Origin of the sequence: Branchiibius cervicis (genome assembly GCF_042661605.1) — a bacterium.
Classification (GTDB): Bacteria; Actinomycetota; Actinomycetes; order Actinomycetales; family Dermatophilaceae; genus Branchiibius; species Branchiibius cervicis.
The window spans coordinates 351,509-364,621 of record NZ_JBHSWJ010000002.1 but is presented as its reverse complement, the minus strand read 5'-3'; the positions used below and the strand labels follow the sequence as shown (position 1 = coordinate 364,621).

15 protein-coding genes and 1 pseudogene are annotated in these 13,113 nt (G+C 69.7%); 4 read left to right on the top strand and 12 right to left on the bottom strand.

Annotated elements, in window-relative coordinates:
- The first annotated feature begins 47 nt into the window (after positions 1 to 47).
- On the top strand, positions 48 to 1,001 hold the full coding sequence (locus tag ACFQBT_RS02165; protein ID WP_377820184.1) for a helix-turn-helix transcriptional regulator: 954 nt from the start codon (positions 48 to 50) through the stop codon (positions 999 to 1,001).
- On the opposite strand, the gene ACFQBT_RS02160 is transcribed toward ACFQBT_RS02165, so the two are convergent.
- The 5 genes from ACFQBT_RS02160 to ACFQBT_RS02140 form a co-directional block, all read right to left on the bottom strand.
- Positions 946 to 1,140 (bottom strand): hypothetical protein, encoded by a 195-nt coding sequence (locus ACFQBT_RS02160; protein ID WP_377820183.1) that lies wholly within the window; start codon positions 1,138 to 1,140, stop codon positions 946 to 948. The two genes, ACFQBT_RS02165 and ACFQBT_RS02160, sit on opposite strands and share 56 nt — an antisense overlap.
- Before the next feature lie 4 nt (positions 1,141 to 1,144).
- Entirely contained in the window at positions 1,145 to 1,648 is a 504-nt protein-coding gene (locus ACFQBT_RS02155) for a methylated-DNA--[protein]-cysteine S-methyltransferase (RefSeq protein ID WP_377820182.1), read from the bottom strand.
- Positions 1,645 to 3,108 (bottom strand): AlkA N-terminal domain-containing protein, encoded by a 1,464-nt coding sequence (locus ACFQBT_RS02150; RefSeq protein ID WP_377820181.1) that lies wholly within the window; start codon positions 3,106 to 3,108, stop codon positions 1,645 to 1,647. The genes ACFQBT_RS02155 and ACFQBT_RS02150 overlap by 4 nt, the downstream gene beginning before the upstream one ends.
- Before the next feature lie 63 nt (positions 3,109 to 3,171).
- A complete protein-coding gene (panC, locus tag ACFQBT_RS02145) occupies positions 3,172 to 4,029 on the bottom strand; it encodes a pantoate--beta-alanine ligase (protein WP_377820180.1) in 858 nt (285 codons plus the stop codon).
- A 14-nt stretch (positions 4,030 to 4,043) separates the two neighbouring features.
- Positions 4,044 to 4,928, bottom strand: coding sequence for a Rossmann-like and DUF2520 domain-containing protein (locus ACFQBT_RS02140; RefSeq protein WP_377820179.1), 885 nt, complete (start codon positions 4,926 to 4,928; stop codon positions 4,044 to 4,046).
- 19 nt (positions 4,929 to 4,947) lie between these two features.
- Between ACFQBT_RS02140 and ACFQBT_RS02135 the strand changes: the two genes are divergently transcribed.
- Positions 4,948 to 5,904 carry an SAM-dependent methyltransferase gene (locus ACFQBT_RS02135; protein WP_377820178.1) on the top strand — a complete coding sequence of 319 codons (957 nt, stop codon included), beginning with the start codon at positions 4,948 to 4,950 and terminating at the stop codon, positions 5,902 to 5,904.
- Here the strand turns inward: ACFQBT_RS02135 and ACFQBT_RS02130 are convergent.
- Complete coding sequence (locus ACFQBT_RS02130) at positions 5,864 to 6,403, bottom strand: CGNR zinc finger domain-containing protein (protein WP_377820177.1); 540 nt, start codon at positions 6,401 to 6,403, stop codon at positions 5,864 to 5,866. The genes ACFQBT_RS02135 and ACFQBT_RS02130 overlap by 41 nt on opposite strands.
- A gap of 125 nt (positions 6,404 to 6,528) precedes the next feature.
- On the opposite strand from ACFQBT_RS02130, the gene ACFQBT_RS02125 reads away from it, so the two are divergent.
- Both ACFQBT_RS02125 and ACFQBT_RS02120 read left to right on the top strand, forming a co-directional pair.
- Positions 6,529 to 7,509, top strand: a complete 981-nt coding sequence (locus ACFQBT_RS02125; RefSeq protein WP_377820176.1) for an EamA family transporter — start codon at positions 6,529 to 6,531, stop codon at positions 7,507 to 7,509.
- Positions 7,510 to 7,514: 5 nt separating this feature from the next.
- A pseudogene (locus ACFQBT_RS02120) lies at positions 7,515 to 8,674 on the top strand (NADH-quinone oxidoreductase subunit D).
- A gap of 8 nt (positions 8,675 to 8,682) precedes the next feature.
- On the opposite strand, the gene ACFQBT_RS02115 reads toward ACFQBT_RS02120, so the two are convergent.
- The 6 genes from ACFQBT_RS02115 to folP all read right to left on the bottom strand — a co-directional run bounded on the left by ACFQBT_RS02115 (position 8,683) and on the right by folP (position 13,072).
- Positions 8,683 to 9,465 carry a class F sortase gene (locus tag ACFQBT_RS02115; protein ID WP_377820175.1) on the bottom strand — a complete coding sequence of 261 codons (783 nt, stop codon included), beginning with the start codon at positions 9,463 to 9,465 and terminating at the stop codon, positions 8,683 to 8,685.
- Positions 9,452 to 10,801, bottom strand: a complete 1,350-nt coding sequence (locus ACFQBT_RS02110) for a DUF6801 domain-containing protein (protein ID WP_377820174.1) — start codon at positions 10,799 to 10,801, stop codon at positions 9,452 to 9,454. The genes ACFQBT_RS02115 and ACFQBT_RS02110 overlap by 14 nt, the downstream gene beginning before the upstream one ends.
- An 87-nt stretch (positions 10,802 to 10,888) precedes the next feature.
- The gene (locus ACFQBT_RS02105) at positions 10,889 to 11,416 is read right to left on the bottom strand and encodes a DUF3180 domain-containing protein (RefSeq protein ID WP_377820173.1); all 528 of its coding nucleotides are present in this window, start codon (positions 11,414 to 11,416) and stop codon (positions 10,889 to 10,891) included.
- Entirely contained in the window at positions 11,413 to 11,907 is a 495-nt protein-coding gene (gene folK / locus ACFQBT_RS02100; protein WP_377820172.1) for a 2-amino-4-hydroxy-6-hydroxymethyldihydropteridine diphosphokinase, read from the bottom strand. The genes ACFQBT_RS02105 and folK overlap by 4 nt, the downstream gene beginning before the upstream one ends.
- On the bottom strand, positions 11,904 to 12,284 hold the full coding sequence (gene folB / locus ACFQBT_RS02095; protein ID WP_377820171.1) for a dihydroneopterin aldolase: 381 nt from the start codon (positions 12,282 to 12,284) through the stop codon (positions 11,904 to 11,906). Before folB ends, folK begins: the two co-directional genes overlap by 4 nt.
- A complete protein-coding gene (gene folP / locus ACFQBT_RS02090; RefSeq protein WP_377825311.1) occupies positions 12,281 to 13,072 on the bottom strand; it encodes a dihydropteroate synthase in 792 nt (263 codons plus the stop codon). Before folP ends, folB begins: the two co-directional genes overlap by 4 nt.
- Positions 13,073 to 13,113 lie beyond the last annotated feature (41 nt).

Below are 13,113 nucleotides of genomic sequence, written 5' to 3'. Positions count from 1 at the left end.
GTCCATTCCGGACGGATCGCTGCCGGATTTGCTGCCAGTCTGGTCAGATGGACGAGACCAACCCGACGGCCCGGGCGCTGCGGACGCTGCAACTCCTGCAGGACAGGCCGGGGACGACCGCCGAGGAACTGGCGCGTCGGCTCGAGTGCTCGGAGCGCGCCGCGCGGCGATATGTGAGCATCCTGCGGGAAGCCGGCATACCGGTTCTCGCGACACGCGGCCGGTACGGCGGCTACCGGCTGGGCAGCGGGGTGCGATTGCCGCCGGTCACCTTCACCGCCGCTGAAGCACTCGGCCTGGTGATGGCGGTCCTTGACGGACACCACCGGGCCGGCGACGATACGGCACCGGTCGGCGCCGCCTTGGCCAAGGTGGTCCGCGCGATGCCTGCTTCGGTGTCCGGACCGGTGGAGCGCATCCGGCGCTGGATCGCGCCGGCACCCGACCGCAGTGCGGCGCGGCCGGATCCGGCCACCACCATGGAGTTGGTGCAGGCCTGGTCGGAACAGCAGGTGCTGCGCATCGGCTATCGCTCCGAACGCGGCACGACATGGCAGACCGATGTCGAACCCTGGGCGGTCGTGGTCCGCCACGGCCGCTGGTATCTGCTGTGCCGCGACCGCCGCCCGGATGCGGTCCGCGCCTACCGCGTCGATCGGATCACCGGCGTGCATCCGCTGGGGCAGACCTACGAAGCACCGAGCGACATCGATGCGGTCGCCCTCCTGGAGGAACATCTGGCCACCGGATGGGAGTACGACGTGCAGGTGCGGATCCACGCCGCCGCGGACCAGGTGCGGCGGGTACTCCCGGCATCCTCGGGTGGCCTCGAACAACTCGCGGACGACCTGACGCAGTTGTCGGCGACCACCGGCAATCCCTACATGTACGCCGAGTTGCTGGCCTGCCTGCCGTGGCCCTTCGAGGTGGTCGGTGGGCCGGAGGTCAGGTCCGCGGTGCGGGAGGTGGGTCGGCGGCTGGTGGCGTCGACGACGCCGTGACCTCGGCGTCCCTGGCGGCGTCCCACTGCGCCTGCGCGATCCGCTCGCGCCGGTCGGCCTCCATGATGTGCTTCATGATCACGTAGAAGAGGTAGACCAGCCCGATGGTCGGCAGCAGGGTCAGGATCGCGGGCCACACGCCTTCAGGATAGACCGGGCAGCAGCGACTCCTGACGCTCGAGGTCCAGCAGCCACCGCTTGCGCTCGACCCCGCCGCCGTATCCGGTCAGCGATCCGTCGGCGCCGATGACGCGATGACAGGGAATCACGATGGACAGCGGATTGCGCCCGTTGGCCAGGCCGACAGCACGGCTGGCGGAGGGGTTGCCCACGGCTGTGGCCAGTTCCCGGTAACTCCAGGTCACGCCGTACGGGATCTGTTGCAGGGCACGCCACACGCGCACCTGGAAGTCGGTTCCGATCGGCCGCAGGGGTAGGTCGAACTCTTGGCGCTCCCCCGCGAAGTACTCACTCAGTTGCGCAGCCGCCCGCGCAAGGACCGGGTCGCTCCCCGCCTGCCCCAGCGCCGTGCTGCCCGGGTGGTGGGCGTGGCCATCCATGTAGACCGCGACGAGGTCGTCACCGTCAGCGACGAGGGTGAGCGGTCCGATCGGGGTCGGTGCCAAGGTGGTGTGTCGTCGCGTCATGCGCTGGCCTCCATGGTCGGCAGGTGGTTGGTTTCGTGGTCGAGGGTGGCCCACAGGTGCTGGGTGACGTAGGCCCGCCAGGGCCGCCAGTTCCCGGCCGGCGGGCCGATGCGTTCGAGGATGCGCCGGACCGCCAGATCGGTCGCGGGAAACGCGTCCGGATCACCCAGCGCGCGCATGGCGATCGACTCGACCGACCAGGGGCCGATTCCCGGTACGTCGAGCAGCCGGGTTCGCGTGCGTGTCCAGTCCGCGCCGGGCGAAACATCGATCTCTTCGTCGGCCAATGCGCGAGCCAGTGATCGCAAGGTCCGCTTCCGGGTCGTCGGCATCGCGAGCACGTCGTCCGGGGCGCCGGCGACCACCTCTGCCGTGGGGAAGAGGCCGGTGAGGCGGCCCCCAGGGTCGCTGATGGTCTCCCCGAGCGCGGCCGTCAAACGGGCGGCGTGCGTGCGCGCAGCCCGGGTGGAGATCTGTTGCCCCAGCACGATCCGCAAGGCCATCTCGACCGGATCGGTGGTGTGCGGGACCCGGCGCCCGGGGGCGGCCGCGATCATCGGTGCCAGACGGGGATCGCGCGCGAGCGCCGCGTCGACCGCTTGCGGATCGGCGTCCAGATCCAGCAGGAACCGGCAGCGGCTGACTGCGGTCTGCAGATCGCGTACATCCCGCAACCAGACGGTGGTCCCCACGTGATCAGGTGCCGGTCGCAGCGCGACGATGCCCGCGCCGTACGTCAATCGCAGGGTGCGGCGATAGGCGCCGTCGCGCCACTCCTCGACCCCGGGCACCCCGGTGGCGACCAGATGACCGAAGACGTTGTCGGGCCAGAACGGCAGGCGCATCGGCAAGCGCAGATCGATGCGGTGCCAGGCAGGCGGGTCCGTGGCGCGCAGCGGCGACCGGCGGGCGCGCAACTGGGTGGGGGTGAGCGCGAACGTGGTGCGCACGACGTCGTTCATCGAGCGGATGCTGCCGAAACCGGCCGCGAACGCAATGTCCGCGAACGGCATCGCAGTGGTCTCGATCAGGATCCGCGCGGTCTGCGCGCGTTGCGACCGGGCCATGGCCAGCGGACCGGCACCCAGCTGTTCGCTGACCACCCGCTCGATCTGCCGACTGCTGTACCCCAGCCGCCGGGACAGGCCTTCGACGCCTTCACGCTCGACGACTCCGTCGGCGATCAACCGCATCGCCCGGGCGACCAGATCGTCGCGCACGTTCCACTCGGGCGAACCGGGTGTGGCATCGGGCAGACAGCGCTTGCAGGCGCGATACCCACGAGCGACCGCGGCAGCCGCGGACGGCAGGAAGTCGATCCGGTCGGCGCGCGGCGGCGTGGCCGGGCAACTGGGACGGCAATAGATCCTGGTGCTGCGGACCGCCGTCACGAACCAGCCGTCGAATCGCGCATCGCGACTGTGGACGGCGGCCAGACAGGTCGCGGTGCTCAAACGCATGCCCTCAGTCTGCGCCCCCGCCTGACCCGGGGCTAGCAGGAATCCGACATCGCGATGAGCGCCTCAGGCCGGCGCGACCGGCCCCACGGTGATCGGCAGGTTGTCGATGAGCCGAGTCGTTCCGACACGCGCAGCCACGGCAAGGATGGCGGTGCCGTGATACCACTCGGGCACTTCCTCCAGCCGGACCGGATCGACCAGCACCAGATAGTCGACCTGGGCCAGCGGTTCGCGGACGAGCACATCGCGGGCGGCCCGGCGGATGGCCGCCGGACCGCGCGCAGCCTGCGCCTCGCCTGCGCGCAGGGCACGCGACAAGGACAGCGCCGCCTCTCGGTCAGTGGAGGTCAGATAGACGTTGCGCGAGGACATGGCCAGATCGTCGGCCTCGCGGACCGTCGGCACCGCGATGACCTCGATCGGGAAGTCCAGATCGGTGGCCATCCGCCGGATGAGCAGCAACTGCTGGGCGTCCTTCTGCCCGAAGTAGGCCAGATCAGGTCGCACCAGATGGAACAGCTTGGCGACAACGGTGAGCACACCGTCGAAATGCCCCGGGCGCGAGGACCCTTCGAGCACCGACCCCAGTGCGCCGGCGCTGACCCGGATACCGGGCTCGCCGTCGGGATACATGACGTCGGGCGTCGGGGCGAAAACCAGATCCACGCCCTGCTCCCGGCAGATCTCCAGATCGGCCTCCAGCGTTCGCGGATACCGGGACAGATCCTCCCCGGCGGCGAACTGCAAGGGGTTCAGGAAGATCGTGACCACGACACTGTCGGCTTCCTTGCGGGCCTGAGCGATCAGTTGCGCGTGTCCGGGGTGCAACGCTCCCATGGTCATCACCACGGCGACCCGCCCGGGCAGCGCCGCCCGTGCGTCGCGTAATTCCTCACGGGTGTGCACCAACTGCGTCGTCATGGCGCTCACGGTACTCAGTCGCGGCGGCTCAGCAATTCGCGTAGCGGAAGCACCGCCTCGGCCGGCATGGCCCGGCGCAGCGCAGCGCGCTCGAGCGTCGCCGCGGCCAGCGCGCGATAGGCCGGCTCGATATCCGGACTGTGCTGGGCCAACGCATCCAGATGCGCACGCACCGTGCCGACATCCCCTCGGGAAACCGGACCGGTGAGGGCCCGGTCACCGCGTTCGAGCGCGTTGGCGGTCGCGGCCTCGACCAGCGGCGCGATGAACCTGCCCGGATCCTCGACCCCGATCTCGCGCAGCACCTGCTCGGACTGGGCGATGACCGTCACCAGATGGTTGGCCGCGTGCGCCAAGGCCGCGTGGTACGCCGCCCGGTCACCTTCGGCGATCGCGACCGGAACGCCGCCGAGGTCGAGTACGAGGGCTTCGGCGACGACTCCCACACCCGCGGAGGCGGTGATCGCGAACGGCGTGCCGGGTATCCGGTCCAGATCGGAGGCGGTGCCGGTGAACGTCATCACCGGATGCAGGGCGATCGCGTCGCCACCCACGACGGTCACGGCAGCCAGCGCGTCAACACCGTGGAATCCGCTGAGATGGATCACCAGTTTTCCAGGCTCCCAGAGGTTTTCGGCGGCAAGTCCGTTGGCGAGAGGTTCAATCGCATCATCCGGTACGCCGAGGATCACCACGTCCGCGTCGCTCACCACTTCTTGGACGGGCTTCACGGGGACGCCCGGTAGCAGTTCTTCGGCGCGCTGGCGGGAGGCTTCACTGACCGCGCTCGTCGCCACGATCTCGTGACCGGCGGCTCGCAACGCGGCGCCGATGACCGAGCCGGCGCGGCCCGCTCCCACGACACCGAAACGCAGATTGGGCCGGGACAGTTCGCTCACGCTGCCTACAGTAGTTCTCGTGCCCGCCCGACCGTTGATCGACGCGTGGGCCGAGGCGCTCTACGGGGACCGGGGTTTTTATCGGCAATCCGACGGCCCCGCAGCGCATTTCGCGACCGCCGGACAAGGCGTCCCGGGTGTCGGGGAGCTCTTCGCGTCGGCCGTCATCGCGCTGGCCGATCGGCTGGGCGCTACGCACATCCTCGATGTCGGCGCCGGTCGTGGAGAGTTTCTCTCGCTACTGCACGCCGCGCGACCTTCGTTGCGCTTGACCGGGGTGGACGTGGTCGCGCGGCCTTCCCGGCTCCCGGCGGCGGTCGCGTGGGTGCGCTCTCGCGGCGGATCGGCCATGCCTGCCCTCCCGGCCGACGCGCAGACCCTGATCGTCGCCAACGAATGGCTCGACGTGGTTCCGTGCCCGATCGCCGAATGGGATGGCGTGACCTGGCGGGACGTCCTGGCCGATGGCGCGCTGGGCGGCGAACTGGCCGGACCGGAGGATGCATGGCGTGAGCAGTGGTGGCCGGTGGCGGACCCGGCGGCGGGTGACCGTGTCGAGATCGGCCTGCCGCGCGACCGCGCCTACCGGGATCTGTGCTCGCGGGGAGCGCTGGCGGTGCTCGCCATCGACTACGGCCATCTGCAGGGCGACCGCCCGGCCGGTGGCACGTTGATCGGCTATCGCGGCGGCGTGACCGCGATCCCGCGATTCGACGGAAGCACCGACGTGACCGCGCACGTGGCGATGGACTCGCTCGGAGCCGGCGAACTCTTCACCCAACGAGAAGCGTTCTCGAGGTTGGGCATTCAGGCGCCGGCACCGTCGCTCGACCTGGCCCGCACGGCACCGGCCGATTATCTGGACGGCTTGGCTCGGCGTACCGCATTGGCTGCGGCCCGGGATCCGGGCGGGCTCGGCGGGTTCTGGTGGGCGCTCAGCTGCCCGCTTGCCGGGCCCGGAACGCCGCCACGTTGAGCCGGTTGCCGCAGCCGGCGTCGCAGAAGCGGCGGGAGCGGTTCCTGGTCAGGTCGATCAGCACGTTGTCGCAGTCGTCGGCCGCGCACACCCGCAGCCGGTCGAACTCCCGATCGCGGATCACGTCCACGACGGCCATGGCCGCCTCGACCACCATCCGGGTCGCCAGCGGCGCATCGGATGGGGTGGCGTGTAGATGCCAGTCGTATTCGTCGTGCTTGACCAGTTGCGGCACGGCATTGGCCTGATCCAGCAGCACGTTGACCCGCTCGACCGCGGCGTGCTCATCCGGCGCCCAGAGCGAGCGCACCTGCGCGCGGATGTCGCGCACCTGGCGAAGTTCGGCGGGGGTCCCCAGAACGGTGCCGGTCCACCCCCAGGCCAGTACGAAATCCGCGAGGTCCTGCACGGTGCTCAGCCCGTCGGGTGCGGCGTGCTCGGAGTTGGCCAGCGCCGCTGCGGCTCGCAGCGCCATGTCGGTGTCGTAGCCGAACGCCATGGGCGACTCCTTGATGAAGAGCGGCGGTAAGGGGCTAACCGCTCGTTGACCGGTAACCAGGCGGCACCCTAGGCTGACCTGGTTGTCAGGAGTATAGAGCTCGTTAGCCCATTACAGGAGGTGTCGTGAGCGCGACTGCCCCGGACGCCGTCGTCCCGGCACTGTCGAGTGACGAGGCCGCTCCTGGACACCACCGGTTCGCCGGGCTGATCCTCGCGATCGCGTCAGCCGCCGCGTTCGGGATGTCCGGGCCGTTCGCGAAGTCGCTGCTGCACGCGGGCTGGTCACCGGCCGCGGCCGTGACCGGCCGGATCGTCATCGCTGCGTTGGTGCTGCTGCCCATCACCGTCTGGCAGATGCGCGGCCGGTGGCATCTGGTCCTGCCTAACTGGCGGCCGATCACCGGCTACGGCCTGGCCGGTGTCGCGGGTGCACAACTGGCCTACTTCAGCGCCATCCAGACGTTGTCCATCGGGGTCGCCCTGCTCCTGGAGTACACCGCCCCGCTGTGGCTGGTGCTGCTCGCCTGGGTCACCACTCGCCGTACGCCGCACCGGCTGGTCCTGATCGGCGCCGCCGCTTCCATCCTCGGACTTCTGTTGGTGCTCAACGTGTTCGGCGGGGCGCAGCTGTCCGGCGCCGGCGTGATGTGGGGCCTGATCGCGGCCGCCTGCGCCGCGGCGTACTTCGTCATCGCCAGCAGTCCCGGTGGCGGCCTGCCCTCGCTGGCGCTCGCCGGCATCGGCATGCAACTCGGCGCGGTGGCCCTCATCGTCGCCGGACTGACCGGCGCCGTCGACGTGCACGCAAGCACGGCCCCGGTCCATCTGGCCGGGCACACGACCTCCTTCATCGTGCCGCTGCTCGGGATCGCGGTCATCTCAGCGGCGTTCGCCTACGTGGCCGGCGTCGTCGCAGCCCGGGATCTGGGCGCGCGCGTTGCATCCTTCGTGGCGCTGTCGGAGGTGCTCTTCGCGGTGCTGTTCGCCTGGCTGTTCGCCGGTGAGGTCCCCGCGGTCATCCAGTTGGTCGGCGGCTTGATCGTGATCAGTGGCGTGGTGCTGGTGCGGCTGGGCGAATCCCGGGACGTCCGACTGGCAGACTAGCCACCATGGCCACCCGCGAAGTCACCGTCGGCGTCGGAGCCGGCGGACTGGCCACCGCGGACATGGTCCTGAACATCGGCCCGCAGCACCCGGCCACCCACGGGGTGCTGCGGCTGCGCGTCACCCTCGACGGTGAGCGCATCGTGGCGGCCGAACCCATCGTCGGCTACATGCACCGCGGCGCGGAGAAGCTCTTCGAGGTCCGCGACTACCGCCAGATCATGGTGCTCGCGAACCGGCACGACTGGTTGTCGGCGTTCAGCAGCGAGATCGGCTTGGCCCTGCTGGTCGAGCGGATGCTGGGCATGGAGGTGCCCGAGCGCGCCACCTGGACCCGCACCCTGCTCGCCGAGCTGAACCGGGTGCTGAACCACCTGATGTTCGCCGGCTCCTATCCGCTCGAACTCGGCGCAATGACCCCGATCTTCTACTCCTTCCGCGAGCGCGAAGAGTTGCAGGCGGTCATGGAGCAGATCTCCGGCGGACGGATGCACTACATGTTCAACCGGGTCGGGGGCTGCGGGACGAACTACCGGCCGGCTGGTTGGACAACGTGTCGGCGGCTGTCGCCGCGGTGCGCCGGCGACTGCCGGATCTGGAAGGCATGTTGCTGGGCAACGAGATCCTCACCGCCCGCACCCGCGGGGTGGGGGTGCTCGACCAGGGCACCATCACGGCGTACGGCGTGAGCGGACCGATCGCCCGCGCGTCGGGTCTGGACGTGGACCTGCGCCGCGACCAGCCCTATCTGGCGTACGCCGAGTTGTTCGGCCCCAGCGGACCGGGCCGGGTCGTCACGCGCGCTGCGGGGGATTGTCTGGCCCGCCTCGAGGTGCTGCTGGAGCAGATCCACGTCAGCCTCGATCTGGCCGATGCGTGCGTCGAGCGCTTGAGGACGCTGCCGGAAGGACCAGTGAACGTGAAACTACCCAAGGTGCTCAAGGTGCCGGAGGGCACGGACTATCTCGCCACGGAGAACCCGCTCGGCTTCAACGGCTACTACCTGGTATCGCGCGGTGAGAAGACACCGTGGCGGCTCAAGCTGCGGTCGGCATCCTTCAACAACGTCTCGGTGCTGGCGGCGATGCTGCCGGGGCAATTACTCGCCGACATGGTCGCGATCCTCGGCTCGATGTTCTTCGTGGTCGGAGACATCGACAAGTAGCGGATGCCCTACGAGGAAAGGTTGGCCCAGACCACCCAGTTGCCCTCGAAGTGGCCGTCCTTGATCGGGGTCTTCGGATCGCAGGTGATCAGCCGCAGCACCGGCGTCGGGCTTGCGTTGTCCCACACACTGCCGTCCTTGCTCAGCGTCGATTTGGGCTTGGCCGCCGATTTGGTGGTCACGAAGGTGACCTGGTCACCGCTGCTGTAGCGAACGATGATCTTGTTGCCGGGCACCACCTCCGGCAGGTTGTAGAACGTGTCGGGCACGCCGCCGTACGTCACGTGTCCGGCCAGGATGGCTGCGCCCTGGTAACCGGGCATCGCCCAGCCGCGATCGCTCAGGACACCCGCCACGCCACCGGGTGGGGCGAGAATGCCCTGCGGATCGACGAAGATCGGCATCAGCGAGGCGTTGACGATGGTCTTGCCGGCCGCATTGAAGACGAACACCTCAGTGGGCGTGCCCTGCGGCGTGGCCGAGTTGTGACCGGACACCGCGGCGCCGCTGCCGTGGACGGCAGACCCGCCGGACGACGCCGAACCGGTCGCGGACGGTTTCGACCCGGCAGCCGGGGAAGATGCGGCAGGCGAGGACGCGGTGGGTGCAGAGCTGGTGGTCGGCGGGACGTACTGCGCGATCGAGGGCGGAGCCACACTGCCCAGGGTGGTACCCGGGGTCGCACTCTCAGACTGCGAGCACCCGGCGGCGGCGGACACCAGGCCCGCCGCCGCCAGGGTGGCTCCCGCTACTGCGAGAAAGCCGCGCTTCCTGGTGTTACTGCTGCTCACGCTTGCGACCGGCGAGGACCGCACCTCCCAGCGCAACAGCCCCGATGGCGGTCAGGCCGAAGCCCGCGGCAGTGATCATGTTGCCGCCCGTCGTGCTGGCGACGGAACCCGTCTGCACGGTGCTGGGCGTGACCACCGAAGCGGGGACAACGGTGAAGGTGGCGGACCCGGACACCGAACCCACGACCTCGATGGTGTGGGTTCCGGCCGCGAGGCTGTTCGGGATGGTGCCGGAGTAGGTCAGGTTGCCGTTGGCGTCCGCGGTCAGGTTGGTGGCCAGCGTGACCGGAGCCGAGTGGGCCACGATGCTGATGCCCTTCTCATTCGGCTTGAAGCCGGACGCGCTGAGGGTGAACGGGTCACCCGGCGCGTACGACGACCGGTTCAGCGTCACCGTCGCACCCGAGGGGCTCGGCGCAGTGGTGCCCGTCGGCGGCGGGGACGTGGGAAGGGTGCTGGTGGTCGACGGCGGCGGGGTCGTCGGCTCCGTGGTGCCGGTGGTCGACGGCGGCGGCGTCGTCGGCTCCGTGGTGCTGGTGGTCGACGGCGGCGGCGTCGTCGGCTCGGTGGTGCTGGTGGTCGACGGCGGCGGCGTCGTCGGCTCCGTGGTGCTGGTGGTCGACGGCGGCGGCGTCGTCGGCTCGGTGGTGCTGGTGGTCGACGGCGGCGGGGTCGTCGAGCCATTGGTGACGTTGATGTTGGTCAGGGTGCGATCCGCGTCGGTGCCCTGCATCGTGCAGTCGACGCCAAGGACGCTCGGAGGCTCGACGTTCCCGTCGTCGTCCGCGCTGTGGTGTGCGGTCATCTCCACATGGAAGTCACCGACGACCACCGGGTAGGTGCCCTCTGTGGGCGGAGCCGAGCCAGCAGCGCCCGAGCCCTTGGCGAGCGTCACCAGCGCGCCGGTGGCCGGGATCGTGGTCTGGGGGAAGGTCAACGCCGCGGTCTGGGTCGCACCGAAAACGGAGTACTTTGCCGCGCTCGAACCGTTATAGATGTAATCGACGTTCAGACCGCGGAGAGTGTTCGCCGCCTTGAGTGACGTCGTGACCTTCACCGTCAGCGCAGGGGCGTCGTACGCCGCGCCCGGAGCCACCGTGGTCGGCAGTTCGGCGGTGACGTCGACCGACCAGATGCCGAGGTCCTGACCCCAGTAGATGCAGCTGGCTTTCATCGACTTCGACACCGTCGTGGTGGTGGCCGCGTCCGCGCGGGGAGCCGCGACGGCGCCCATCCCGACCAACGCCAGTCCGCCAACCAGCCCGGTCGTCCCGACGACACCCAGCGTGCGGCGTACGCCATTGGATGCCGTGCGGCGAGTCGTGGTCCGTGTCATGAAGATGTCTCCTCCGTTGCGCGCGGCACCGTGCCGCCCTACGCTGCTGGAACTTACTAACAAGTAAGCCCCGGGGGACAACGTACGTCAGTGTGACCTAGATCGCAACGGCCTACGCGGGAATGGCCGGGTAACCATCCGCGGGTCGCTCGGAGTCCTCGTCTTCGGGGGCAGACGGCACCACGCCTGCACGATGAAACCGCACACTGCGACCACGGTCGCTGCCAGACCCGAGACCAGCGCGAGCCACAGCGGAGCCCGTTCGGCGCCGTTGGAGACCCGGTCGATGTGGACCAGCACCTGGGCCAGGTACCAGCCGGCGAACACCGATCCGGCCAGCGCGCAGGCCTGGGCCGCGACCAGCGTCGCCCGGGCCCGCTGGGGCGACGGAGGCGCGACGGCCTTCGGCGCACGTAGGTAGCGCCGGATCTCCCACCCGGCCACCATCACGGCGGCGGCGATCATCAGCAGCACGACAACGGTGATCCAGGAGTTCGTCGGCATCGAGTTGCCGTGCGAGGTCCACCACCGCAGTCCGAAGAAGGACAGCACCAGCACCACACCGGCCCCGATCAGCCCGTAGCGGATCCGCACACCCTCCGACAGGTCGATCACCAGCCACCTCCGGCCCAGTCCGGTCCTGGGCGGACACCCTGGTCCGGCAGCGCCTCGAGGAGTGTCGCCACCGGGAGTACTCCCTCCGGAGTCCGCAGCGCAGCAGCGGGGTCGGCCGACAGCCACGGCTGCAATACGAAGGCGCGCTCCCGGGCCCGCGGGTGCGGCAGGGTCAGCGTCGGCGTGTCCGATACGAGATCGCCCACCTGGATCAGGTCGAGGTCCAGACTTCGCGCGCCCCAGCGGGTCTCCCGCACCCGACCGAAGTCGGCTTCGATCCGGTGCAACTGTCGCAGCAGAGACGCCGGAGCCAGGCGCGTCCGGGCCAGGAGCACGGCGTTCAGGTAGTCCGGTTGCTCCGGTCCGATCGGGTCGGTTTCGACAATCGGACTCACCCGCAGTATCCGGAGACCGTCGATGGCGGCCACGGCTCGCACCGCGGCACTGAGGGTGCCCAGCCGGTCTCCGAGGTTGGCCCCGAGAGCGATCACCGCCCCCGGTCGGCCTCCCGGCGGATGCTGACCGATGGTCCGCCGCCAGGTGTGAAGTCGACCCCGGCCGGTGCATCAGGTTTGTGCAGCGTCACTTCGACGGCCTCGACCGCACTGCGGTCGAGGGCTGCCTCGGCGATGCGGGTGGCCAGGGTCTCGATCAGATCCACCGGCGGCCCGGCGAGGATCGCGACCGTCTCCTGGGCCACGTCCGCATAGCTGACCGTGTCCGCCAGATCGTCCCCGGCACCGGCGGGAGCCAGGTCGGTCTCGAGGATCACGTCGGCGATGAAGGGCTGCGGCTGGGTCTTTTCGAAGTCGAGGACGCCGTGGCAGGCGGTGACGGCGATGCCGTGCAGGGCGATCCGATCGGTCATGACGATCTCAACGCTGCCACGACTTCGACGGCCGCGAGGGTGGATCGGGCATCGTGCACCCGGATCCCCCATACGCCGGCCTGTGCCAGCAGCACGCTGACTGCGGCGGTGGCCAGATCGCGGTCCTGCGCAGGCACAGGTTCGACCCCGCGGGCACCGACGCGTTCAAGGAACCGTTTGCGCGAGGCACCCACGAGCACCGGCTGGCGCAGTTCGTGGAACCTGTCGATCGATCGCAACAGCAGCCAGTTCTGCGGTCCGGTCTTGGCGAACCCCAGCCCGGGATCGAGCACCAGCCGGTCCGGCAGCACCCCTGCTTCGAGCAGCGCGTCACGGCGCTCGGTCAACTCCCGCAGCACATCCTCGACCACGTCGTCGTAATGCGCCCGCTGCTGCATATCGGCGCTGTGCCCGCGCCAGTGCATGGCGATCATCGGCGCCTCGGCTTGGGCGACGACCCGGACCAGGTCGGGGTCGGCGAGCCCGCCGCTGACGTCGTTGACAATATGTGCGCCGGCCTCCAGCGCCGCCTGTGCGACGCGCGCCCGCATGGTGTCGATGGAGATCGGCAGACCCGCTGCGGCCAACGCCCGCACCACGGGTACGACGCGCCGCAACTCCTCGTCATCGCTGGGGCGACCGGCGCCCGGGCGGGTGGATTCACCCCCGATGTCGAGCAGATCCGCGCCGTCCGCGATCAGCTGGTGACCCCGCGCGATCGCATCGTCGGCAGCCAGGTACCGGCCACCGTCGGAGAACGAATCCGGGGTCACATTGACGACGCCCATCACCAACGGGCGATCGATCGGCCGGGCCGGCAGGGCGCTGG

Bases quoted from the DNA above. Each gene is read 5' to 3' on its own strand.
- ACFQBT_RS02150 (WP_377820181.1), bottom strand. From the start codon at position 3,108: ATGCGTTTGAGCACCGCGACCTGTCTGGCCGCCGTCCACAGTCGCGAT.
- ACFQBT_RS02110 (WP_377820174.1), bottom strand. From the start codon at position 10,801: ATGACACGGACCACGACTCGCCGCACGGCATCCAATGGCGTACGCCGC.
- ACFQBT_RS02155 (WP_377820182.1), bottom strand. From the start codon at position 1,648: ATGACGCGACGACACACCACCTTGGCACCGACCCCGATCGGACCGCTC.
- ACFQBT_RS02165 (WP_377820184.1), top strand. From the start codon at position 48: ATGGACGAGACCAACCCGACGGCCCGGGCGCTGCGGACGCTGCAACTC.
- folB (WP_377820171.1), bottom strand. From the start codon at position 12,284: ATGACCGATCGGATCGCCCTGCACGGCATCGCCGTCACCGCCTGCCAC.
- ACFQBT_RS02130 (WP_377820177.1), bottom strand. From the start codon at position 6,403: ATGGCGTTCGGCTACGACACCGACATGGCGCTGCGAGCCGCAGCGGCG.
- panC (WP_377820180.1), bottom strand. From the start codon at position 4,029: ATGACGACGCAGTTGGTGCACACCCGTGAGGAATTACGCGACGCACGG.
- folP (WP_377825311.1), bottom strand. From the start codon at position 13,072: ATGGGCGTCGTCAATGTGACCCCGGATTCGTTCTCCGACGGTGGCCGG.